This window comes from Neobacillus sp. NPDC097160 (assembly GCF_044762155.1).
In the GTDB taxonomy this organism is placed as follows: domain Bacteria; phylum Bacillota; class Bacilli; order Bacillales; family Cytobacillaceae; genus Neobacillus.
This window is the reverse complement of record NZ_JBIWDU010000006.1, coordinates 113,559-136,993: the sequence shown is the minus strand read 5'-3', so window position 1 is coordinate 136,993 and position 23,435 is coordinate 113,559. Positions and strand designations below refer to the sequence as shown.

Sequence of the window (23,435 nt, the reverse complement as noted above, 5' to 3'; positions counted from 1 at the left end):
TCAGATTTATCGTGATTTACTTACCAATTTCAGACCAAGCTCTTCAGATTATTAAATCTTGAAGCAAACTCCATGATTGATTTAATATCTAATTTTGATTGATCGGATGTGATGCCATCGACTTTTTTTACCACTTGTCTTTCAAAAAAATTCATTTTAGACACTAGGAATTCTCCGCCAAACAATCCCATAGCAACGGAGTTCTTTCGCAACTCTTGTGGAAAGGCATTGTTAAATTGCTCGATGGCCATTTCGCCCTCTCGCATACAAACTAGAAAAAGACCTAATTCCTTGTCCAAGAGTTCATCGTAGTGATTTTGGATAAACTTTTTAATTTTCCTTTGAATCTGTCCGGCGTGAATCGAACCTCCAATAATGACTGTGTCAAAATCTTTGAGATCAAAAATAGTCTTCTCCCTTTTTAAATCTACCGATAAAACATCACCTACAAGGTTCTCACTCAATAATCCAACCGCTTTTTCTGTAGTCCCATGGGATGAGCAATAAACAATTAAATTTTTCATGTCCTATTCCCCTTCCTTTCATTTACAAAAAAACCTGCCGTCATGACTAATTAATAGGCCGGGATTCAACTATACATACCACTATTATAAATCCATATCCAGCAAACGGCAGTGATAATATTGGCAATATTATTACAACTTCTTGTGGTGCCTCTTCTTGGTGCCTGACACCATTTGCAAGCTCCGTGACTTATTAACGGTGTCAGGCACCATTTACAAACTCTGTGACTTATTAATGGTGTCAGGCACCATTTTTTATTTGAGGGTTTGTCTTATAAATGCCCCAATCTCCCTAATTGCCCATCTTGCCTCAGGTAGTGTGTCTCCGCTTATTTGCCATACATGCCACATTCCGTTCCAAACTTTCATCTTCACAGCTACGCCTGCATTACGCGCCTGGGCCGCCAGAAATTCTGCGTCACTTTGCAAAATCTCGTGATTGCCGGCCTGGATAAACAAGGGCGGCAATCCTGTAAGGTCAGCAAATACCGGTGAAATGAGCGGGTGGTCTAGGGATTCACTTCCTGCATACATTCGTGCAGCTTCTCTCACTGCCTTCACACTTAAATACGGATCAACCCTTTCATTCTTCCGATAACTTTCCCCGCTGCTTGTTAAATCTACCCACGGTGATAGACAAACAATTGCAGCCGGAAGCGGCTCGTTCTGATCACGTAACACAAGTGCGGCCGCGATACTCAAGCCACCTCCCGCAGAATCACCTGCAAAAATAATGTTAGAAGGATGGTATCCCTGACGCAGAAGCCAACGGTATACATTCACAGCGTCTTCAATTGCGGCAGGAAATGGATGTTCCGGGGCAAGGCGATACTCAGGAAACAGCACTTTCACGCCTGATGCCTTCCCAATACTGGCTGCCAGCGGCCGATGGGTGTTAGCGGAGCAAAGCGCATACCCCCCGCCATGTAAATAAAGAATCACCTTGTCCGCCAAAGTATTGCCGGAAGAAATCCACTCTGCGTATAATCCTTCAATTTCATGCGGCACAACTTGACAGTTTTTTGGCAGCTTTACCAGTCTCCTTGCGGCCGAATCAAGCATCTGCCGCTTCTCATCCATCCCTTTTCCGTTTACCCCTTTCCTTACAGTTCTTTTAACCGATGCCTTAATTGCTTTTTCAAAAAAATAACTTCGGAAACTTGCCATGATTCCTAACCACCTTAATACCCAATAATTGTTAATTTCATTATACTAGAAAAACCTTATACTTGAATTCAGAATTCGGCATTTTCACCCAAACCTCCAAAAATTCTGTAAATATTCTGTAACAATTCTTCCATTTCAAGTTTCATATAGTACAATTATCTTAACCAGAACTTTGTACCACTGGAGGTTGTCTATGAATCGACTTACAGATCATTTAATTATCATTTCCTTTGATTGTCTTTCAGCATTAGACTTTCCTATGCTAAAAGACTTACCACACTTTCAGGCCATCTTGAATAAGGGTACATATGTGGAAAATGTCGAAACCATCTACCCATCGGTGACCTATCCTTGCCATGCGACTATTGTCACTGGAAATTACCCGAACCGGCATGGGGTGATTAATAATACCCTGCTCCAGCCCGGCAGACTATCGCCGGATTGGAATTGGTACCGCAATTGTATCCATGGAACGACATTGTATGATGAAGTAAAAAGGGCAAATTTGACCACCGCGTCGCTATTATGGCCGGTTACCGGCAAAGCAAATATTGACTATAATATGCCTGAAATTTTCGCAAACCGCCCATGGCAAAATCAAATTCTTGTTTCGCTTAAGAATGGGACACCCAGCTTTCAATTGGATCTCAACAAACGCTTCGGGCATATCCGCAAGGGTCTGAATCAGCCGGAATTGGATGACTTCGTTTTAGAATCAACCGTCCATACGATTAAAACTAAGAAGCCGAACCTATTAATGGTGCACTTTACCGATTTAGATACCCAGCGCCATTATCATGGTTTTTCATCTGAAGAAGCAATCGCGGCCATTCACCGTCATAACCGGCGTCTCGGCAGGATTCTAGAAGCACTGCATGAACGCGGCATCTATGAAAACTCCACAGTAGTGGCATTAGGCGACCATAGTGCACTAGATGAAAATAAAGCGGTCAACCTTAATGTTATTTTACATAAGAAAAATCTCATCACAACAAACGTAAAAGGGAAGATAATAAATTGGCAGGCCTATTGTAAAAGTTGTGATGGCTCTGCATATATTTACATTAAAGACCAACAGGATGCCTCCCTTCTTTATGAAGTAAAAAATTTATTAGATTCATTGCTTGATGATCCTAACTCCGGGATTGAACAGGTATTTACCGGTGAACAAGCAGCAGAAAAAGGGGCAGATGGGAGGTGCGCCTTTATGATTGAAGCGAGCCGCGGCTATTATTTTTTAGAAGACTTTGAGGGGGAATATATCAAAACAATCACCCGGGAAGATGCCGCTGCAGATAAAAAGTATACCTTAGCCTGTCACGGCTATTCACCTGATAAGGGAAATTACGGAACGATTTTTATGGCAGCCGGAAAAGGAATCAAACCCATCACCCTGCCTTCTATCCGTCTCATTGATGAAGGCCCAACATTCGCAAGGCTTCTTGGTGTCAGCTTAGGAAATACTGATGGAAGGATTGTAGAAGAAATGTTGGCAATCTAAAGACTTAAAAGGGGGAAAATGAATGAGTCGGATGTCAAAGCAAGAAAAGAGCTGGGTGTTCTATGATTGGGCAAACTCTGCCTATTCGATCCTGATTACCACAGCCGTATTTCCATTGTATTTTAAAGCAGCGGCAAAAGAGGCGGGGCTTGCCGCCTCTACTTCCACAGCCTACTGGGGTTATGCCAATTCGTTTGCAACATTGCTAATTTCACTTTGTGCCCCTATATTAGGAAGCATTGCGGATTTTAAAGGCTTCAAAAAACGATTTTTTACTTTTTTCTTTGCTCTCGGAATTATTTTTACCTTTTTGCTCGCGGTTGTGCCGAGTAATCAATGGCTGATTCTATTAATCTGTTATATGGTTACCGTCATCGGTTTTGGCGGAACGAACATTTTCTACGATGCCTTTCTTGTCGATGTGACCACGGAAGAGCGGATGAATCAGATTTCATCAAAGGGCTATGCGATGGGCTACATCGGAAGTACCATCCCATTTATCCTTGGGATTGCCCTAATTATTTTATCACAGCAAAGCATCATTCCTTTATCCGTTACCGTCTCGAGTCAGGCCGCATTCGCGATTACAGCCTTATGGTGGGGTTTGTTTACGATTCCGATGTTGAAAAATGTCAACCAGATTTATTATAAAGAACGCGTTCCTAACCCTATTTCAAATGGTTTTAAGCAGCTTTTTATAACATTTAAAAAAATTAAGCTTTACCGCCCATTATTTCTATTTTTAATAGCCTATTTCTTTTACATTGATGGGGTTAACACAATTATCACGATGTCAACCGCATACGGATCTGATTTAGGCATCACTTCTACTAACCTTTTGATTATTTTATTTGCGACTCAAGTCGTGGCTGCACCTTTTGCGATTATTTATGGAAAGCTCGCTGATAAATTTAAGGGTAAGACGATGCTGCTCGTTGGAATCTTTATTTATATCGTTATTTGTACGTATGCCTATTTTTTAAAAACGACTCTAGATTTCTGGATATTAGCGATGCTTGTGGCCTCTTCTCAAGGCGGCATCCAGGCACTTAGCCGGTCCTACTTTGCAAAACTTGTTCCAAAAGAGAGTGCGAATGAATTTTTTGGGTTCTATAGCATTTTTTATAAATTTGCGGCCATTTTGGGACCATTTTTAGTCGGGTTAACCGCCCAGTTAACAGGCAGCACCAATAGCGGCGTATTCAGCCTTATTGTTTTGTTCATCATCGGTGGCTTAATCTTGCTGCGTGTACCGGAAACAACGAATAATGTTTCAAAAGAAAATTCTATATCGCAATAAACGAAGAGAGAGCTTACCAGCGGTGAGCTCTCTCCTTTTTATTCTACATCGTATCCTTGGTCATCAATCGCTTCTTTAATTTTACTTAGTGAAACGACATTGGCATCAAATTCGACATCCACAAGACCCTGATCAAGCTTGACAGTAACCTTTTTTACACCTTGAAGTTCGCCAACGCCTCCTTCAACAGCTTTTACACAATGACCACAAGACATCCCGCTAACATGTAAAGTAACCTGTTCCATGCTTCATTCCTCCGCTATTTTTTCATTAATTTTTGAATTGTGACAAGTACCTCATCCAAGACCTCGTAATCGCCTTCTTGGATTCTCTCGACCACGCAGCTCTTCATATGGCCCTCTAGGAGGATTTTGGCTACGCTATTTAACGCTGATTGGGTAGCAGATATCTGATTTATGACATCATCACAGTACGTATCTTTTTCGATCAAGCCCTTAATTCCGCGTATTTGGCCCTCAATCCGGTTAAGTCTTGTGACAAGATTATTTTTCACCTTATCTGAATGGTGGCTCTTCCTGTGGCCGCCATCTGGTGTACAACAGGACTCTTCATTAGATACATTCCCTTGATCAATGGACATGGTACCGCCTCCCTTTTTGACCCTATTATATCATACCCCCGTATCGTAATACGACGGACATATTTCAACAAATTCTTCGTTCCTGTACCAATCGCCATGCCGATCTGTTTTAAAAAACCCATCACGTACCTTTTAAAGTGATGGGCTTTTCTATTCTATCATTATAATTTGTTTACAATGGTTTGTTGGATATTACGAATCACATCACCACGGCTGATGACACCGACAACATGGTTCTTATCATCCACGACAGGAAGTTTCTTAAAGTGATGTTTTGATAAAAGATCCACGACGGTTTTCATGTCATCTTCTGGCTTTACTGTCACAATCCCATTTGTTCTGGCAATATGAATGATCTCCCTATTTGCCACTTCACTGAGATGCAAATCCAAATCTGCTTCAGCAATATACGTGATAAAGCTAAAATAATCTAGAATCCGACGATCCATTGGCTTAATCGCCCGCAAAATATCACCATCTGTTACAATCCCGCATAACGCCCCATCATTATTCATAATGGGCACGCCGCCAATTTTCTTTTCCACAAACGTTGCCATAACATCTTTAATGATGCTGTCTGGGCTTACTGAAATAACATCCTTCACCATAAAATCTTTTACCTTCATGACTTTCACCACTTTCTTTTCATTAAATAATGAAACTTTTTACTACTTTTTCAAAAAGTTATCCAAAAAGGAATGATTAGTGACTAAACGTTCTTCCTGTTCGTGATCAGCTTGTTTTATCAAAGATATTTCTTTATGAAGGCGTTCCATTTTCCTATCCAGCTGTGCGGCTATGGTCGCAGCATCTTTTAGTTCGTCAATCATCTTGTTTGGAACTTCTTTGTTGTATTTGTAATAAATCTTGTGTTCTAAGCTTGCCCAAAAATCCATGGCAATCGTCCGAATTTGAACTTCTACGTACGTTAATTCTTCGCGGTCGGACATGAAAATCGGTATTTCTAAAATTAAATGCAGACTTTGATAGCCATTCGGCTTTGGATTTTTTATATAATCCTTAATATCGACCACCCGAACATCCTTTTGTTTACTAATCATCTTAGCAATCTCGTAAATATCTGAAATAAATGAACATGTAATTCGAATCCCTGCAATGTCCCTAACATTTTCTTTAATTGCCGGTAATGTAAAATCATAGCCTTTCCGATATACCTTCTTCAAAATACTTTCCGGTGATTTTAACCGAGATTTTACATGTTCTATTGGATTATAGTCATGAATATAATTAAACTCATCTTTTAAGATATTAATTTTTGTATTCATTTCGTCTAACGCAAACTTATAGGCCATCATAAACCTTGTTAGTTCTACTTTAAGTGATTTCAGTTCTTTCATATCAATAACTGATCCGATATCCAAGCCTAAACTTCCTTCCTTGTTGTTACTATTTCGTTATTCCGTTGTATCATTTTCACTATTCCGTAAATGTTCTAATGCTGCAGGAGGAAAGACCATTCGGCAAATCACCTTTGCGATCTCGCGAAAATCTACCTTTTTTCCGCTTTGACGCTCTTTTTCCTGTCCGTTCTCCACTAAAACCATGATTGCCCATGAGACCGTATCTAAATCCAAATCTGTCCAGGTCAATCCTTTTTCACTCGCTTGGGTTAATCCATAATGAATTCTGGCATGTATTTTCTTACGTGCTGTCCCCAACACCTCAGCAAGCTCTGAGTCTTTCGATAGCAACTCAGGCAGGACGCGATGAAGTCCTAACTCATTAAGACGGTTATAATGTGCTTCCAAAAGCGAAGCCAGCAACAATTCTGGATCGCTTGAAACCCAACTTGGTTCAGGTGGAAGATAATTTTCTAATTTATCCTCTATAAGTGACATTAAGAGCTGCCGTTTATCTGAAAAATACCGATAAAAGGTCCCAGTCGCTACCCCTGCATGTGCGGCAATTTCCTTTGCCGTTGTCTGTTCGTACCCTTTAGAATTAAATAAAGCATTTCCGCTTTCAATCAGGGCATTTCTTTTTTGTTGCGCACGTTCCTGTTTCGGGACAAAAGGAAATTCACCAACAAGTTTATCTTCATGATCTGGCATATGATCACCTCACTGCTATCATAACACGTTTTTAAAATTTGAACCATAGTTCACCTTTTCGTTGACACCCCACCCAAAACATGGGATACTTGAACTACGGTTCATGTTATCATCAATTTTTTGTTTAACACCCCTTGCAAAATAAATGAGAATAACATGACCAATTTTTTCTTCATTTTTTCCATAAAAGATGATCTACAAAGCAGGAATTTAAAACTTTTTTGCGAATAATTTAGAGTATCTTTATTCAGATCTTTTTTTTATTTTAAACAGGGTTTATCCATAATTGAAAGGTGTTGATTAATTTGGCCAATCAAACTGAATCGAAGAAAATCTCTGTTAATTCAACAATCTCGTTAAAGGGAATTGTAAAAGCCATTTTCAACGATACCGTTCACGTCCAAATAGGAGGGAAAATTATTCCCATTCCTGCATCAGATTTCTTGATTGAAAAACCTTCAAAGTAATTATTTATATGTTCATTTAGCAGAAGAGCCCATCGCTTATGTGATGGGCTCTTCCGTTTTAATGCGCTGAAGTTTTCTCTTTTTGATAACAATCACAACTAACAATATGGTCATTTACCATTCCTGTTGCCTGCATGAACGCATAACAAATTGTCGAGCCGACAAATTTAAAGCCACGTTTCTTTAAATCCTTGCTTAATTTATCACTTATTTCAGTTGTCGCCGGAACATCTTTCATTTCTTTGAAATGGTTTTGAATCGGTTTCCCGCCAACAAATGACCAAATATAGGTGTGAAAGGATCCGAATTCTTCGACCACCTTCAAATATGCCTTGGCATTCGTAATGACAGCATTAATTTTCAACTTATTTCTGACAATGCCTTCATTATGTATAAGTTCGGCGATTTTTTCCTCATCATAGTGGACAATTTTTTCAACGTCAAATTGATCAAAGGCTTTGCGGTAATTCTCGCGCTTTTTTAAAATGGTATACCAGCTAAGGCCGGCCTGGGCCCCTTCGAGATTTAAATACTCAAATAGCAGCCTGTCATCATAAACGGGCACCCCCCATTCATGATCATGATAATCGATATATAGTGGATCCTGATTTACCCAACCGCATCTATTCATTTTTAACTCCTTAAATGTTGTATTAACCCAAGTATGACACATTTTTTCAAAAAAAGAACCTTCCAAAAATGAAAGGAAGGAGTTCGGCCAACTTTTCCGCGGCACCCCTTGCTTCCCTTGGAACTGTTTCGACGATAAAAAACCAGGCTCCCAAGATTATTGGGCCTGGCTTTGAACCTGCTTCATTATGAAACACCAGTTCATTTTATTATGTTGAAGCTTTTAGCTCATTCGTTAGAGTATGGCAGCTTAATTTACCGCCATACTCCACAAACATTTTATTGACCATTACTTTCCGACTGGTTCCCCTGCTTTGCCCCAATGAGTCTTTGGCAGCTCTGTCACTAGCACTCTAATATTATCTTTCGGAGCATCTAATGTTTCCGCAACCGTATTTGTTACGTTGCGAATTAATTCGGCAACCTTTTCTTTCGGTCTTCCTTCCATCATTTGCACATTAATTATTGGCATGACAACCATCCTTAATCAAAAATTTTCATTTTTCCCTTTTTAATCCGTTACGGTAAAAGTGACTTCTCCTAAACCATCGAATTTACCACTTACGACATCGCCATTTTTCAACATGATCGCACTGGTAATACCACCCGTTAGAATGACGTCACCTTTTCTTACTTTCTCGCCTTTTCTAGCGAGCATATTTGCCAGCATCGCTATGGAGTGCGCCGGGTGCCCAAGAACAGCAGCGCCTGCACCTAATTCCTTTATTTCCCCATTAATGGAAAGAGTAGCACCAACTAAATCTAGTTCAAATTGTTCTGGTTTCTTGAGCGTAGTGCCAAAAACAACTCTTGACGTTGACGCATTATCTGCAATAACATCAGGGAGTGTAAAATTAAAGTTTTCATATCGACTATCGATCACTTCTAAAGCTGGAAGCACATATTCCGTTTTCGCCAAAACTTGGGCACCAGTAACACCTGGACCCTCAATGTCTTCTCCAATAATGAAGGCAATTTCCGCTTCCACTTTAGGATGAATCATTTCATGTAAACGAACCCGGCTGCCATTTTCAATCAGCATATAATCAAACACATATCCATAGATAGGTTCTTCGATCCCCATCTGTTTCATTTTCGCATGACTCGTTAAGCCCATCTTCGGACCAACAATTCTTCTTCCCTCATTTAATTTCATATTGACAATTTCCTGCTGAACAAGATAGCCCTCTTCCACGGTTAAATCAGGTTTTAGGTTGGCCGTGACTTTAACCACTTCCCGTTTTTCCACTTCTGCCGCAACTAAATAATTGGCAATATCCTTATATTGATTCATATACTTTCCCTCCTTTTCTTCTTTTTTAAAAGTGGACACTTACCTGCCCGATATGGGCAAATCTTGCCGTAAACGAATCACCGGCACGTGCCGGTTCGGCTGCAGACAACGCACCTGATAGAATCACTTCTCCTGCACGAAGGGGAATATCAAACTCGGACAATTTATTTGCTAACCAGGCAACACATGTTGCTGGGTTTCCTAAAGCAGCAGCCCCTACGCCGGTATTAACAAGTTCTCCATTTTTTGTTAATACCATGCCGATTAATTCAAGATCAATATCCTCTAGCTTTGTTGGTTTTCCGCCAAGGACATAAAAACCTGATGAGGCATTATCAGCAACAGTATCAACTAACTTTATCTTCCAATCTTTCACTCTACTATCAACAATTTCAAGTGCCGGAACGACATACTCGGTTGCTTGAATCACATCAAGTGTGGTTACATGCGGTCCTCGTAATTCTTTTTTTAAAATAAAGGCAATTTCCGCCTCTACCTTCGGCTGCAGCACTTGCTCCATTGAAATTTGCCCGCCGTTTTCCACTACCATACTGTCTAACAAGTGACCATAATCCGGTTCATCGACACCGAGCAGGTTTTGCATGGCTAATGAGGTTAAGCCAATTTTTTTGCCGACAACCTTTTGGCCCTGCTCTAATTTCTTATTAATGTTTTCAAGCTGAATATAATAAGCTTCTTTTACTGTCAGTTCAGAATCAACTGTCGTAAGTGGTGCCGTTCCAATTCTACTTGATTCTGCTTCTGCCAATTGGTCTGCATACTGTTTTACTTTATTAGTCAAAACGGTTACTTCCCTTCTTATAGTTTAATGGTAATATTGGATAGCTCTGAGTAAAAGCCAATACTGGACATACCGCCGGTTCTGCCAATCCCGCTATTTTTCATTCCGCCGAATGGTGTACGCAAATCCCGAAAAACCAAGTGTTTCGGGAACCCCTGCATCTTTACAAATTCCCATTAATACTGTTGCGGTCATTGGGGTCCATTCCGCTGGTTTAATACCGGCTGTGTTCCCCATTGCTAAAGATGGTGCTAGTTTCCAAGTTAGCAATAGTAATGGCAGGTTCCAAAGTAGTATTTTTCCACTTCCCGTTTAATGCTTTACGCGCTGCCGCCACCGCATAGTCAACCTCAGCTTTTCCATCCTCAGCAACGTATCCTAGCACTTCTTCTGTAGCAGGATTGATATTTTTAAATGATTTTTTGTTTTGTGAGTCGACAAATTGGCCGTTAGTAAAATGTAAACAATTTATCGCCCTTACTCTAGTTTCTACTTTCATGCTTGAATTCCTCCTAAAGTATAATAATTTTCGGTAAATTCTTAATTGTATGGTGACGATTTCGGATTTCATATACAACACCTTCGTTTCTCTATACTCAACAAATAAAATTATTTTAATTTATCTAAATGTAACCAAATGGGTTTCTGTGCAAACAACAAACAGACAGTTTCCTTTTTAATAGGAAGATACAAGATGGACAACAAGTCGCCTTTTTTTATGGCCATTCTTTCCTGTTTTTTTACAATCCAGTTGGACCAGCCCATTCATGTCCGTTCTTTTAAGCATAAAATAACACATCTAAAAACATAAAAGGCGGAGAGTGGTATGGGATTATATATAAATAAAAAGAACCATCCGGATGTCTATAAAAATAGACAAAAACTTCAAGAGCCAAATCAACTGGTTTCACGACAAGATTTCTTGGCGGAATTACTAAGTGACCAGCAAAAGGCCAATGAGGCACTTAAACAAGCACTTGCCGAACTTGGAATGCGCTATTCCCAACAAGAGGAATCAAAGGTTAATCAATGGAATCAAATAGACTCACAGCTGAAGGATTTAAGTAATCGATTAGAGAAAAATGAGGAAGCCAATCAGCACCTTGCCATGCAAATGAACGAACAACTGGAATTGCAAAAGTCAGCAGCGGAGAAAATGGAGAAACAAGAAGATTTACAAGGTAGTGTGTTGAAGCGATTGGACAATCAAGACGCAATATTAGACAAATTAGCGCGCCAAGTAAACCATATTCGCTCAATTCTTTTTGAACGGACGAATTATTTGGCAACGAAAATCGAGGATGGCTATAAAGTCACGTCCTCTTATGTCTACAAACTAATGACAGGTTCAGAACAGCCGTTGACATTTTTCCTGATGAATCACAAAAAGGAAGAAAGCCAGAAGAAAGCCGATTCACTTTAGTAAATAGAAAAACCGTTCAAACTACGAACGGTTTTTTTCTTATTTTGTAAAAATATTTGTTAAAACGGGCACAATTTGCTTCTTACGGGAAACGACACCCTGCAATGTTGCCGTATTATTGACGAGGCTTACGTTATATGCCTTTTCCACTGCTTCGGCCTTGCTGCCTAGGGCTAATCCAACCGAATCATTTGTTAAGATATCCGTTACAACAAATAAGAATAAATCCAGGTTCTTTTCTTCGATGATCGCAGTAATGGCACTTTCCAATTCCGCTTGACGTTCAAGAACATCGGCAGTGTCCACTACATTCACTTGGGCAATTTCTACTTTACTAGTTCCCATTTCAAATCCTTTTGCATCAAGGCTTAACAATTCAGAAATTGATTTATCGCGCACATCGGCACCGGCTTTTAGCATTTCCAAGCCGTACGTGTCCGCATCTACACCTGCAATTTCAGCTAATTCACGCGCTGCAGCCACATCTTCTGGGGTACAGGTTGGCGATTTAAACAATAAAGAGTCGGAAATAATCGCTGATAACATGAGTCCCGCAATTTCCGGTTTAATCTCTTTGCCGTTTTCTTTATACATTTTATTTAAAATAGTTGCCGTACAGCCAACAGGCTCGCAGCGGTAATATAATGGATCGCTTGTCTCAAAATTGGCAATGCGGTGATGGTCGATTACTTCTAGTACGCGGACATCCGTGATATCATTAGCACTTTGCTGGCGTTCATTGTGATCAACTAAAATAACAGAGTTGACTTCAGCCGCCACTGCTTCAACCAAACGAGGAACCTCTGCATTAAATTGCGTAAGGGCAAATTGTGTTTCGCCATTAATTTGTCCAAGGCGGACCGGTTCAACGTCCATTCCTAATTGCTTTTTTAAATCTGCGTAGGCAATCGCAGAACAAATCGTATCCGTGTCAGGATTTTTATGACCAAAAATAAGTACTTTTTCCATGTTACTACTCCCAATCTTATGAAATTATGTTGGACAAGCCCTGCCCCACTTGAAAATTATATATGATTTCTCGAACAGATTCAAAATATCTTTTGCATCTTAACTTTTTCACTTTACTATATATTAATTTCTCACCCTTGTTTATACATTTCATTATAAAAGAAATTAAATTTCACAGAGTATTCGCGAAAATTTTGATTCAGTATTTTTTTCCTAATTATTTTCCCATAAATCACGATGTCTTTATTATTTAAAGTTATATTTAGTTTATATATTTCAATAAAGTTTACCTTAAATTCAGATTTACTAACAAATTTCAGGCCGCCGGCGCTCATATCTAGAATCCATATTGGGCAATTAAATTGTTCATCGCACGTTGTTAAGGATTCAATTCTTGCCTGAAAAGGTAGTTTAAATATGGTTCTATTAAATTCTCGCCGATTGGATAAATACCCCAAATCCGAACACCTCATATATCAAAAAATATAACAGTCACCTGACTGTTTTATTAGAAATATTAATTAACACTTCCACCAATGAAACTATACCTTATCATCTAATGAACTTTAAGGTAAATTAGATAAAAATTCTTTCATGTCGTCTTCAGCGAGGGGTTTACTAAATAAAAAACCTTGTGCTTCATTGCAACGATGCTGGCGAAGAACCCCCAACTGTTCACGTGTCTCCACACCTTCAGCTATCACACTTAAACCAAGGTTATCTGCCATTAGTAGAATCATAGTGGCAATATTTTCATCATCTTTACTCTTGGCAATATCACTTATAAAAGATCGATCTATTTTCAAATTATCAATTGGGAACTTTTTCAAATAACTAAGTGAACTATATCCAGTTCCAAAGTCATCAATGGAAATATTAACGCCAATATTTTTTAAATCATTTAAAATGATTGAAGCCTTTTCCACGTCCATTGTCATGCTTTCCGTAATTTCAATAGTGAGGCAGTTAGGCTCAATGCTTGTCTCGTTGATAATTTGCTCAATCATAGACACTAGGTTCGGTTGATAAAACTGACGAATAGAAATATTAACCGAAATTGTGGGCAGCAATAATTCACTCTCCCGCCATTTTTTCAATTGGTAACATGCTTTTCTTAAGACCATTTCGCCAATGGGGATGATCATACCTGTTTCTTCAGCAATCGGGATAAATTTGTCAGGAAGTACTATTCCCTGCTCAGGATGTTCCCACCTAATTAATGCCTCTACACCATTAATCTTATTTGTTGCAAGATCGATAATAGGCTGATAATGAAGAATAAATTCATTCTTTTCAATTGCTTTTCTTAGTTCATTTTCAAGTATTATGCGATTGGAGTTGTTTTTTTCTAGGTTTGCATGATAAAACTGTATATTATTTCGGCCTTCTTTTTTTGCATGATACATTGCCATATCAGCTTTTCTAATAAGATCATTCGCGTTTTTCCCATCAGCCGGATATAGACTTATCCCAATACTTGGAGTAAGGAAAACCTCTTGACCTTTAATCATAATAGGTTCTGCAATTTGGTCTGCAAATCTTTGTGCAAGGATATCTACCTCATGTTTAGTCACATTATCTAATAAAATTGTAAACTCATCATTGCCCTGCCTAGCGGCTATGTCATTCCTTCTGACACTGCTTTGGATTCTTTGTGCAATTATTTTTAATATTTGATCACCGATATTATGTCCAAGGTAATCATTAATGAGTTTAAAACGGTCTAAATCAAAATACAGGACCCCTAGCATTTTCCCGTGTGTATTTTTATATAGTTTAATCGCGATATCCACTTTTTCATCAAATAATGTTTTGTTAGCTAGCCCAGTTAGTTCATCATGAAAGCTCAAAAAATCGATTCTCTCATTGGCAGCTGTTAATAACAGATTTAAGTTATTTATTTCAGTCGTATCTTCTGCCGTACATCCTACACCAATAATCTGTTTCTTTAGGTAAAGTGGCAAAACGGACAAAGATACTTCCACTTTTTTTCCCTGCTTATTTTGTATTATAGTTTTGAAAATTTCTTGATTACCTTGTAAAACATTGTCAAAATACCGAAAAACATCTTCCTTACAATCATCCAGTAATAATGGTATAAATGACATTTGAAGTGCTTCTTCTTTTGAATACCCTGTTAACTTCACAGTAGCATCATTAAACAATATAAAGTTACCTTCTAAATCTAGAGCGAAACAGGCATATCATGATGATAATCAAAAAGTGACTTATAAATTTTGAAAAGAGAATTCGCTTCAAATGTAGTTTTCACATGCAACACCATTTCTTCCTAAGAATTTTGCCATACCCCCTTTTATTATCGGAAAAAGAAAAAAATTGTTTAATTCCTTTCTTTATCAAAAACAAAAACACACCCCTTTAACAGTTAGAGTGTGTCAAAACAGTCATTCTCTTTATCGTCACATAAACGAATCTAATGAAAACCCTTTTGCTTCGAAGGTCCGACGCAGTCGAAGGATCGCTTGAGAATGAATTTGCGAGATTCTTCCCTTGGTTAGATTTAGCACTTCAGCAATTTCTACTTGTGTCAATCCTTCATAATATAACAATGAGATAACTAGCCTTTCTTTCTCAGGCATCTTGTCAATACCATCAGCAATTAGTTTACGAAATTCGCCCATTTGCAATTGCTGTACTTGTGATACGGAATTATTATCACTAATTTGTTCCAATCTGCTCTGCTCTTTCCCTTCGTCTTCATGAGCATTTATCGGTTCATTAAGAGATAATAGGCTAGATAATGATAACGTCGCAATCGCCTGATCAACTTCGTCTAGTGACATATTTAAATATTGACTTAATTCCTCTTCGGAAGGTGATCTCAATAAATTCTGCTCTAATTGGCGATAAGCGGTATTGAGTTTCTTGGCTTTCTCTCTTAATCCGCGCGGGACCCAGTCCATCTGGCGAATCCCATCGAGCATAGCGCCTTTTATCCGCCAAAGACCATACGTTTCGAATTGATAACCTTTTTGATAGTCAAATTTTTTAATTGCTTCAATTAAACCGATATAGCCTAAACCTATTAGATCCTCCCTGGGGATCATACGTGGTGGGATGCTTACGCTCAAACGATTGGCCATTTTATCTACCAAATGCATATATTGTTTTACCAGACTTTCTTGTGATTTAGAATCATGGTTCTCACGATAGGTCCTCCATAAAAAATCATGTGGTGTGATTTCTTTGATAGCTGGTCTCAACGGTTATCCCTCCTTGTTTAGCTTTGTCTGTGTAAACAGATGGTGTGTATGATTTTTTAGGATCTTATGTGTCCTCCCCCTTATGTAATGCTTGGAGAGGAATAGATTGGAACGATGATTCGCCAATTGGCTCTTCAACAATTTCGTTTTTTTGGTCTAGTTCAGGATTGATTCCCTCATCTAGAGCCTGCTTTTGAATGTAAGCTCCATTTTTCTTTGAACCAACTTGCTGCAAAACAAAGCGGAAAATATAGCCCAAAACATAGAAAACTAGAAGGCCTATCCCCGCTCTAAACAGGGACGTTTGCCATGTGTTGTTCGAATAAGAAAACAAATAGGTGCAAATGAACGCGGTTAATCCTAGGATTGCATTAACTCCCCAATTTCCTGCCATATGGTCCTCCCTTTAAGACGATTTACCAAACGACAACATTTTTTCGAAAAAACCTCGGATCCCTTTTGTTTTAACTGTCGTATTCTCATCCCTATTAGGTAAATAAGCATATACAATTTGTTTGATACTTCTTGATGCTTCACAATTTGGAAAGGAAATAAAAAATGGCGTTTGTGATCGTACAGCTTTCCCAACGTGCATATCCTCCATTAGAAAGCCAAGTGTTTTTAATTTTATCTTAAGAAAATTACTACAAGCATTTTTCAATGCTCTTGATGTTTCTACAGCCTCTCGATAGGTATGGGCACGATTAACCACTAGAAGGAAATTTGGAAATTGTTTATTGAACTGGTGAACAGTTTTCATTACGGCATAGGAATCAGCAATGGACGTTGGCTCTGGTGTTGTCACCAAAATGGTTTCGTCCGATGCTATAATGAAATCTACGAGTTCTCTTGATATACCAGCACCGGTGTCCAGTAAGATAAAATCTGCATAGGTTTGAAGTTCTTGAATTTGACTCCAAAAAAAGGTTAGTGTCTGTTGATCTAATTTCATAAGATCTTGGATTTCAAAGCCGCCCGCTATATATTCGATTCCTTCGATGCCCTTTTCCAACACATCCCAAATGTATTTCTGGTGATAAAGGACATCTACCAGGCTGTATCTCGGCGTGATTCCCATTAGAATATTTATATTTGCGGTTGATAAATCTAAATCCAAGATGACAACCTTTTTTCCAGCTGCTTGCAAGCCTAAGGCAAAGTTAAGCGTGAAATTGGATTTGCCGACCCCACCCTTTCCACTCGTAATTGTAATCACACGAGAGGCATGAGTTTTTTCCTCCTGAATATTAAAACGGTGCATATATTCTCTAAGACTTTGCGCTTGATCCATATTATTTTTCCTTTCCTAATAAGTATCTCGCAAGCAGTGTCGCATCGATTGCTGTAATATCTTCTGGGACACTTTGGCCGTTAGTGATATAGGCTAATTGAAAAGGAAATTTATACGCGACATTAAGAATCGAACCGTAGCTTGTCGTTTCGTCAAATTTTGTAAAAATTAATTTTTGGACGGGGCTTTCCCTAAATTCATTCAACAATATTTGCATATCCTCAAATTTGGTGGTCAAGCTTAAAACCAAATAATTATCACTCTCAAGAGGATGATTTAAAAATTCATTGATGGATTCGCGGTATTTCACTTCTTTGTAATTGCGTCCGGTGGTATCCATATAGATAAGATCGTAATGCGTAAGTTTCGTTAGAGCCTTCTCTAATTCATCCTTTGTACGAACCACCTCAAGCGGTACATTCAAGATGCCTGCATATGTTTTTAGTTGTTCTACTGCGGCAATACGGTAAACGTCGGTGGTAATCATCGCTACTCTGCGCTTTTGTTTTAACACTTGTTCAGTGGCTAGTTTGGCGATTGTAGTGGTTTTTCCAACACCGGTTGGGCCAATAACATTAATCATGCGCGTACTCTCGTTGACCATGTTTGATCGCGGGACGCGCTTTTCAATGATTTCTTTAACAATCGTAATGATTTCTTTTTCAATCACATCTTCAGCCATCTCGATCATTGACTCGTGCCTTTTTAGCATACAGCTCACTATATATTCAATAATTTCCTCGTCCACGCCCTGTTTTTTCAAGCTGTTCACACACTTAGCTAATCCTGGTGGCAAGGTATTACCCTGATGATCATTCATCATGAAGGTCATCATCATTTTTCGCATTGATGTCAGTTCATCGAGAAAAGGGTTTTCCTTTTCCAAAGATTGTGGCGTTGGCGTAGCTGGTTTTTCCGTTACAACAGTCGGTTGTGAATAATAATTATAGAGCTCTTGGGGTTTCTTATGGAAGACAGAGTTACTAGACTCACTGCTCATCTGATTGTTATTCTCCGATCTCGCTTTAAGTTCTACTGAAAATTTGGGTTCCTCACGAGCTCCTTCTTTTTCCATAGAATATGCCGTAACTTCAAATTTTTGTTTAGCAAAGAAACCAAACACTCCACCAGTTTTAATGGCTTTAGTGTTCACGATAATGGCGTTATCACCCAATTGTTGCCGCACCATTTTTAAAGCAAGAGGCATAGAATCGGCTACAATTTTTTTTGTTTTCATATATTCACCACTCCTATACTTTGGATCTCAATATCGGGCTCCAGCTCGGTATATGCAAGAACGGGCACAGTCGGCATGATTTTATCAACAAACTGTTTCAAATACATGCGAATGGAAGGAGAAGTCAGGAAAATCGGCTGCCCCCCCGCTTTTATGACTCGTTCAATATGTTGTTGTAATTCTTCAGTAATTTTTCTAGACATTTGCGGATCCATCGAAAGGTAATGAACCCCTGCTTCCGTTTGTTGAATATAATCGGAAATGCCTTTCTCTAATGTCGCTCCAGCCGTTAACACATGAATGACACCTTCATCAGCATATTGCTCCGTGATTTGCCGTGTTAAGGACTGACGCACATATTCCGTTAACACCCTAGGTTCCTTTGTAAAAACCGCGAAATCTGCTAAGGTTTCAAAAATCGTTGCTAAATCACGAATCGAGATCTGTTCACGCAGAAGATTCTGTAACACCTTCTGGATATCTCCGACTGACTGTAGGTTCGGAACGATCTCCTCGACCAGATTTGGATGGGTTTCTTTCAAGTTTTCGATTAATTCCTTTGTTTCCTCTCTTCGTAACAATTGGTATGCGTACTTTTTTAATACCTCTGTTATATGAGTAGCAATAACGGAAGACGGATCAATGATAATATACCCCATCAGCTCGGCTTTTTGCTTCGCCTCAATACTCACCCAAGTGGCAGGCAGCCCAAATGCTGGCTCCGTCACATGAATGCCCTCGATTTCCCCATTTTCTCCACCTTGATTCATGGCAAGAAAATGATCAAGGTATACCTCACCGGACGCAATTTTGCTCCCGCGGAATTTTAATACATATTGATTGGGGGTTAATTGTAAGTTATCTCGGATGCGAATGGTTGGAATAATTAAACCCAATTCAATGGCAAACTGCCTCCTAATCATCACAATCCTATCAAGAATATCTCCACCTTGATTTTGATCGGCTAATGGAATCAATCCATATCCTATCTCCAATTCTAACGTATCGAGTTGAAGCAGATTAATTACTTTTTCAGGACTGCTGATGGCTTCTTCTTGCTCCTCCATTTCAACCAAATCATTTTGCTTTTGCTCTCTTTGCACAGCCTTTTGCATGGAATAGGCACCGAAGACCAATAATCCCGCGACAGGCAAAGTCAAGAAAAGGCCAATCGGGGTGAAAATACCGAGGACTAATATAGTCCCGGCAACAATATAAAGCAGCTTTGGATAATTAAACAGCTGTTTCATGATGTCCGCACCTAACGTACCGTCCGAAGCTGCGCGGGTAACTGTTATCCCCGTCGCTGTGGAAATAAGCAAGGCCGGCACTTGGCTAACCAACCCATCCCCAACGGATAAGAGCGTAAATGTACTGGCAGATTCAGCAAAGCCCATGCCATGAATGGCCATCCCAATGATGAATCCGCCAACAACATTAATTATTAAGATGATGATTCCTGCAATTGCATCCCCTTTAACAAATTTACTGGCCCCGTCCATGGCCCCGTAAAAATCCGACTCCTGTTCGACTTTTTTGCGGCGCACACGGGCTTCTTGGTCACTGATTAAGCCGGCGTTCATATCCGCATCAATACTCATTTGCTTTCCGGGCATTGCATCTAAGGTAAACCGAGCAGCTACTTCCGCTACCCGTTCGGAACCCTTCGTAATAACAATGAATTGGATGACAACGAGGATTAAGAAGACGACAAAACCGACAACAGGGCTGCCGCCAACAACGAACGATCCAAACGTCTCAATCACTTTTCCTCCGTCCGCATTTGAAAGAATCGAACGCGTAGTCGACACATTAAGTGCTAAACGGAAAAGCGTCGCTATTAATAAAGCTGTTGGAAAAATAGAAAAATCTAACGGTTCCTTTGTATTCATAGCCACCATCAAGATTAGCAATGACACACTTATATTAATAATTAATAGAAAATCCAATAATAATGTTGGCAGAGGAATGATCATCATTGCAACAATCATTATGACAACAATCAACACGGATACATCTTTTGTTTTCAAGTCATCATCCCCTTATAGCGATTTTCTTGATAGTAAACATAAGCCAATATCTCTCCTACTGCATTAAACATCTCTTCCGGGATCGGCTCGCCAATATCTACCGCAGCAAATAAAGCACGGGCGAGCGGTTTATTTTCTACTGTCATAATTTTATTTTGTTTTGCAATTTCTTTGATTTTTAAAGCGATATAATCTTTTCCTTTCACAATCACTTCGGGCGCATCCATCGTTTCAATATCGTAGCGGATGGCCACGGCAAAGTGCGTAGGATTGGTGATGACAACATCGGCCTTAGGTACCTCTTGCATCATTCGATTCATGGATAACTCTCGCTGTTTTGCTCTACGCTTTCCTTTAATGAACGGGTCGCCTTCCATCTTCTTATATTCGTCTTTGATATCCTGTTTCGACATTCGGATTTTTTTTTCATATTCAAACTTTTGATAAAAATAATCCGCTGCCGCCAGAATCAACAAGATGACGGCTACTACGATCCCGATTTGAATTGTTAGAGAACCTATGAATCTAGAGGAATCCCAAAGGCTTTTATGACCAATTGAAAACAGCTCGTCTTTCTGTTTCCAAATCATCATTCCAGCAATACTGGAGGTAAGCACTATTTTCAATATCGACTTAATTAATTCTATAATAGATTTAAGGGAAAAAATCCTTTTGAATCCTTGAAGCGGATTCAGTTTTCCTAAATTCATTTTCAAAGATTCCGGATTGAACATAAATCCAACCTGCAAATAGTTAGCAACTACACCGGCTACTAGCACTACGCCAAAAATGGGTGCAACCAATTTGACAACATCCCACAATAACTGGGTAAATAATAGCTGTGTGCTAGCGAGAGAAAAATCCCAAAGTAAATATTCCTGAAAACTATGACGAAAGATATTAAGACACCCCGCAATTAAGCTCTTTCCAGCAACCATGAAAAAAGCAAAGCAGAGAAGCAAGGTAAGAGCTGATGCGACTTCCGGACTCTTCGCAACCTCTCCTTTTTTCCTTGTCTCTCGACGTTTATTCGGGGTAGCCTTTTCCGTTTTTTCACCAGAAAATAATTGTAAATCTAAACGAAGCAGCATGGTTACGCCCCCATTACTTTCAATAACGAATACATGGATCCAAACATGGTTTCAAAAAGGATTTTTAGCAGGTAAAAGAAACCAGGTAAAATGATAATATACATCCCAAAATGGATCAAAATCTTGACTGGAGGGAAAATAGCAAACACATTCATCTGAGGCACAGTTCTTGCGATAATACCAAGGGCAACATCAACAATAAACAACGTTCCGATAAGTGGCGCTGCCATCATAAAGCCAATCATAAACATCTGCTGGACACATTCCATTAGAAAGGTAGACATGCGGCCGTCCGACCAGGCAGGAATAGTGGCTTGCAAGGAAATCCAATCAAAACTAGCTAATATCCCTTGAATGAGGAGATGATGACCATTTGTAGCAAGCAACACCAGGATGGCTAGGATATTTTTGAACCGCCCAGTTATTTGTGAATTCGTCCCAAAAGTAGGATCAAAAAGACTGGCCATGGAAAAGCCAATTTGCAGATCCAATAAAGCCCCTGCCAACTGGACAGCATAAAACAGGATATTCGCGACCATTCCTAACACAATACCAACCATAAACTCTTTAAGAATTAATAGGACCATTGTCCCCAGTGAAAAAGAGTGGATGGGTTCATTCAATAAACCGAAACATAATACACTAAGCACCACACTAAAGCCAATCTTATAAGTGTTCGGTATTTGACGTCCGGAAAATACTGGGACGGTAACCATAAATGAAGTGATTCTTACGAATACAAGTAAAAAATTCAACAAGGTAGAAGTGTCAATAGTCATCACTTACCCCACAAATTTAGAGAGATTACCTAATAAATTTTCCGTGAAATCAAGGACATGCCGCAACATCCATGCCCCAAAGAAAAGAAGGGCTAGGAATACCGCAACGATTTTTGGGACAAACGATAACGTCTGTTCTTGAATCTGTGTGGTAGCTTGAAAAATACTTACCAATAACCCGACCAATAAGGCGATACCGACAACCGGAGCGATGACAATAAGGATGGTATAAACAGTCTCTTGGGCAAGTCCGATGATCATTTCAGTCGTCATGGATTACACTTCCTTCTTAAAAACTCATGAGCAGTGATTGGAAAATTAAATGCCAACCATCTACTAAAATGAATAATAGGATTTTAAATGGCAATGAAATCATCACCGGAGGCAGCATCATCATCCCCATCGACATCAGGATACTCGAAACAATCATATCAATCACTAGGAATGGGATAAAGATAATAAATCCCATCTGAAAGGCTGTTTTTAATTCACTAATTGCATATGCCGGAACTAAAGCAGTTAAAGGAATGTCCTGCACGGTGTTAGGTTTATCCATCCCGGCATAATTCATAAAAAGTGCCAAATCTTTCTCACGTGTATGTTTAGCCATGAACTCCTTCAATGGCGTACTCCCTGCATCAAAGGCTTCTTGCTGCGTCAATTTCCCAGCCATAAATGGTTGTAATGCCTCATTGTTGATTTGCGAAAAAGTAGGACCCATGATAAAAAAAGTCATAAAGAGCGAGAGTCCAATCAATACTTGATTGGGTGGCATTTGTTGAGTACCAAGGGCATTACGAACAAAGCCAAGTACAACAATAATACGGGTAAAACTTGTCATTAAAATAAGTATGGCCGGTGCAATAGAAAGTACCGTAATTAAAAGAATAATTCGCAATGTATTTGAGACTTTATCCGGATCACTTGAGCCCATGTCAATTCCAGGAAGAATTGTTTGGGTGGGAACAGCGGCATAAACAGTAGAAAAGAACCCGAGTAAAAGTAGAGGAACAAGAATGGCTAATTTTCGTAT

28 protein-coding genes and 2 pseudogenes are annotated in these 23,435 nt (G+C 39.3%); 4 read left to right on the top strand and 26 right to left on the bottom strand.

Annotated elements, in window-relative coordinates:
* Nucleotides 1-29: 29 nt before the first annotated feature.
* Both ACIQXV_RS10500 and ACIQXV_RS10495 read right to left on the bottom strand, forming a co-directional pair.
* A complete protein-coding gene (locus tag ACIQXV_RS10500; protein ID WP_402958542.1) occupies nt 30-524 on the bottom strand; it encodes a flavodoxin domain-containing protein in 495 nt (164 codons plus the stop codon).
* Nucleotides 525-779: 255 nt separating this feature from the next.
* Nucleotides 780-1,691: an alpha/beta hydrolase gene (locus ACIQXV_RS10495; RefSeq protein ID WP_402958540.1), complete on the bottom strand. Its 912-nt coding sequence runs from the start codon at nt 1,689-1,691 to the stop codon at nt 780-782.
* Nucleotides 1,692-1,884: 193 nt separating this feature from the next.
* On the opposite strand from ACIQXV_RS10495, the gene ACIQXV_RS10490 reads away from it, so the two are divergent.
* Both ACIQXV_RS10490 and ACIQXV_RS10485 read left to right on the top strand, forming a co-directional pair.
* The gene (locus tag ACIQXV_RS10490) at nt 1,885-3,192 is read left to right on the top strand and encodes an alkaline phosphatase family protein (protein ID WP_402958538.1); all 1,308 of its coding nucleotides are present in this window, start codon (nt 1,885-1,887) and stop codon (nt 3,190-3,192) included.
* A gap of 22 nt (nt 3,193-3,214) precedes the next feature.
* On the top strand, nt 3,215-4,492 hold the full coding sequence (locus tag ACIQXV_RS10485) for an MFS transporter (protein WP_402958536.1): 1,278 nt from the start codon (nt 3,215-3,217) through the stop codon (nt 4,490-4,492).
* 38 nt (nt 4,493-4,530) lie between these two features.
* On the opposite strand, the gene copZ is transcribed toward ACIQXV_RS10485, so the two are convergent.
* The 5 genes from copZ to ACIQXV_RS10460 form a co-directional block, all read right to left on the bottom strand.
* Entirely contained in the window at nt 4,531-4,737 is a 207-nt protein-coding gene (gene copZ, locus ACIQXV_RS10480) for a copper chaperone CopZ (RefSeq protein WP_402958534.1), read from the bottom strand.
* Between the two features lie 14 nt (nt 4,738-4,751).
* Nucleotides 4,752-5,093, bottom strand: a complete 342-nt coding sequence (locus ACIQXV_RS10475) for a metal-sensitive transcriptional regulator (RefSeq protein ID WP_402958532.1) — start codon at nt 5,091-5,093, stop codon at nt 4,752-4,754.
* A gap of 161 nt (nt 5,094-5,254) precedes the next feature.
* The gene (locus ACIQXV_RS10470; protein WP_402958530.1) at nt 5,255-5,719 is read right to left on the bottom strand and encodes a CBS domain-containing protein; all 465 of its coding nucleotides are present in this window, start codon (nt 5,717-5,719) and stop codon (nt 5,255-5,257) included.
* 42 nt (nt 5,720-5,761) lie between these two features.
* Nucleotides 5,762-6,475: a GTP pyrophosphokinase gene (locus ACIQXV_RS10465; RefSeq protein WP_402958528.1), complete on the bottom strand. Its 714-nt coding sequence runs from the start codon at nt 6,473-6,475 to the stop codon at nt 5,762-5,764.
* A 33-nt stretch (nt 6,476-6,508) separates the two neighbouring features.
* Complete coding sequence (locus tag ACIQXV_RS10460) at nt 6,509-7,165, bottom strand: TetR/AcrR family transcriptional regulator (RefSeq protein ID WP_402958526.1); 657 nt, start codon at nt 7,163-7,165, stop codon at nt 6,509-6,511.
* Nucleotides 7,166-7,470: 305 nt separating this feature from the next.
* Between ACIQXV_RS10460 and ACIQXV_RS10455 the strand changes: the two genes are divergently transcribed.
* The gene (locus tag ACIQXV_RS10455; RefSeq protein ID WP_402958524.1) at nt 7,471-7,632 is read left to right on the top strand and encodes a hypothetical protein; all 162 of its coding nucleotides are present in this window, start codon (nt 7,471-7,473) and stop codon (nt 7,630-7,632) included.
* A gap of 58 nt (nt 7,633-7,690) precedes the next feature.
* Here ACIQXV_RS10455 and ACIQXV_RS10450 read toward each other — a convergent pair whose 3' ends face one another.
* From ACIQXV_RS10450 to ACIQXV_RS10425, 6 genes and pseudogenes are all read right to left on the bottom strand, one after another.
* Nucleotides 7,691-8,263: a DNA-3-methyladenine glycosylase I gene (locus ACIQXV_RS10450; RefSeq protein ID WP_402958522.1), complete on the bottom strand. Its 573-nt coding sequence runs from the start codon at nt 8,261-8,263 to the stop codon at nt 7,691-7,693.
* Between the two features lie 288 nt (nt 8,264-8,551).
* Nucleotides 8,552-8,734, bottom strand: a complete 183-nt coding sequence (locus tag ACIQXV_RS10445) for a 4-oxalocrotonate tautomerase (RefSeq protein ID WP_402958520.1) — start codon at nt 8,732-8,734, stop codon at nt 8,552-8,554.
* Between the two features lie 39 nt (nt 8,735-8,773).
* Nucleotides 8,774-9,556: a 2-keto-4-pentenoate hydratase gene (locus tag ACIQXV_RS10440; protein ID WP_402958518.1), complete on the bottom strand. Its 783-nt coding sequence runs from the start codon at nt 9,554-9,556 to the stop codon at nt 8,774-8,776.
* Between the two features lie 25 nt (nt 9,557-9,581).
* A complete protein-coding gene (locus ACIQXV_RS10435; RefSeq protein WP_402958516.1) occupies nt 9,582-10,358 on the bottom strand; it encodes a 2-keto-4-pentenoate hydratase in 777 nt (258 codons plus the stop codon).
* A 17-nt stretch (nt 10,359-10,375) separates the two neighbouring features.
* Nucleotides 10,376-10,498, bottom strand: a complete 123-nt coding sequence (locus tag ACIQXV_RS10430; protein ID WP_402958806.1) for a hypothetical protein — start codon at nt 10,496-10,498, stop codon at nt 10,376-10,378.
* 4 nt (nt 10,499-10,502) lie between these two features.
* Nucleotides 10,503-10,857 (bottom strand): annotated as a pseudogene (locus ACIQXV_RS10425) (aldehyde dehydrogenase family protein); the annotation flags it as partial.
* A 327-nt stretch (nt 10,858-11,184) separates the two neighbouring features.
* Here ACIQXV_RS10425 and ACIQXV_RS10420 point away from each other — a divergent pair.
* The gene (locus tag ACIQXV_RS10420) at nt 11,185-11,781 is read left to right on the top strand and encodes a hypothetical protein (RefSeq protein ID WP_402958514.1); all 597 of its coding nucleotides are present in this window, start codon (nt 11,185-11,187) and stop codon (nt 11,779-11,781) included.
* Between the two features lie 39 nt (nt 11,782-11,820).
* On the opposite strand, the gene ACIQXV_RS10415 is transcribed toward ACIQXV_RS10420, so the two are convergent.
* The 13 genes and pseudogenes from ACIQXV_RS10415 to fliP form a co-directional block, all read right to left on the bottom strand.
* Entirely contained in the window at nt 11,821-12,750 is a 930-nt protein-coding gene (locus tag ACIQXV_RS10415) for a manganese-dependent inorganic pyrophosphatase (protein WP_402958512.1), read from the bottom strand.
* A 131-nt stretch (nt 12,751-12,881) separates the two neighbouring features.
* On the bottom strand, nt 12,882-13,223 hold the full coding sequence (locus ACIQXV_RS10410) for a PilZ domain-containing protein (RefSeq protein ID WP_402958510.1): 342 nt from the start codon (nt 13,221-13,223) through the stop codon (nt 12,882-12,884).
* A 93-nt stretch (nt 13,224-13,316) separates the two neighbouring features.
* On the bottom strand, nt 13,317-14,600 hold the full coding sequence (locus ACIQXV_RS10405) for a putative bifunctional diguanylate cyclase/phosphodiesterase (protein ID WP_402958795.1): 1,284 nt from the start codon (nt 14,598-14,600) through the stop codon (nt 13,317-13,319).
* Nucleotides 14,601-14,651: 51 nt separating this feature from the next.
* A pseudogene (locus ACIQXV_RS10400) lies at nt 14,652-14,939 on the bottom strand (PAS domain S-box protein); the annotation flags it as partial.
* A gap of 231 nt (nt 14,940-15,170) precedes the next feature.
* The gene (locus ACIQXV_RS10395) at nt 15,171-15,974 is read right to left on the bottom strand and encodes a sigma-70 family RNA polymerase sigma factor (RefSeq protein WP_402958508.1); all 804 of its coding nucleotides are present in this window, start codon (nt 15,972-15,974) and stop codon (nt 15,171-15,173) included.
* A 64-nt stretch (nt 15,975-16,038) separates the two neighbouring features.
* Complete coding sequence (locus ACIQXV_RS10390; protein WP_402958506.1) at nt 16,039-16,368, bottom strand: hypothetical protein; 330 nt, start codon at nt 16,366-16,368, stop codon at nt 16,039-16,041.
* A gap of 12 nt (nt 16,369-16,380) precedes the next feature.
* The gene (locus ACIQXV_RS10385) at nt 16,381-17,265 is read right to left on the bottom strand and encodes a MinD/ParA family protein (RefSeq protein WP_402958504.1); all 885 of its coding nucleotides are present in this window, start codon (nt 17,263-17,265) and stop codon (nt 16,381-16,383) included.
* Nucleotide 17,266: 1 nt separating this feature from the next.
* Nucleotides 17,267-18,502, bottom strand: coding sequence for a flagellar biosynthesis GTPase FlhF (gene flhF, locus ACIQXV_RS10380; protein ID WP_402958502.1), 1,236 nt, complete (start codon nt 18,500-18,502; stop codon nt 17,267-17,269).
* A complete protein-coding gene (gene flhA / locus ACIQXV_RS10375) occupies nt 18,499-20,532 on the bottom strand; it encodes a flagellar biosynthesis protein FlhA (protein ID WP_402958500.1) in 2,034 nt (677 codons plus the stop codon). Before flhA ends, flhF begins: the two co-directional genes overlap by 4 nt.
* Nucleotides 20,529-21,623: a flagellar biosynthesis protein FlhB gene (gene flhB, locus ACIQXV_RS10370; RefSeq protein WP_402958499.1), complete on the bottom strand. Its 1,095-nt coding sequence runs from the start codon at nt 21,621-21,623 to the stop codon at nt 20,529-20,531. Before flhB ends, flhA begins: the two co-directional genes overlap by 4 nt.
* Nucleotides 21,624-21,625: 2 nt before the next feature.
* Nucleotides 21,626-22,402 carry a flagellar biosynthetic protein FliR gene (fliR, locus tag ACIQXV_RS10365; protein ID WP_402958497.1) on the bottom strand — a complete coding sequence of 259 codons (777 nt, stop codon included), beginning with the start codon at nt 22,400-22,402 and terminating at the stop codon, nt 21,626-21,628.
* Between the two features lie 3 nt (nt 22,403-22,405).
* Nucleotides 22,406-22,675, bottom strand: a complete 270-nt coding sequence (gene fliQ, locus ACIQXV_RS10360) for a flagellar biosynthesis protein FliQ (protein WP_402958495.1) — start codon at nt 22,673-22,675, stop codon at nt 22,406-22,408.
* 16 nt (nt 22,676-22,691) lie between these two features.
* Complete coding sequence (gene fliP, locus ACIQXV_RS10355; protein ID WP_402958794.1) at nt 22,692-23,435, bottom strand: flagellar type III secretion system pore protein FliP; 744 nt, start codon at nt 23,433-23,435, stop codon at nt 22,692-22,694.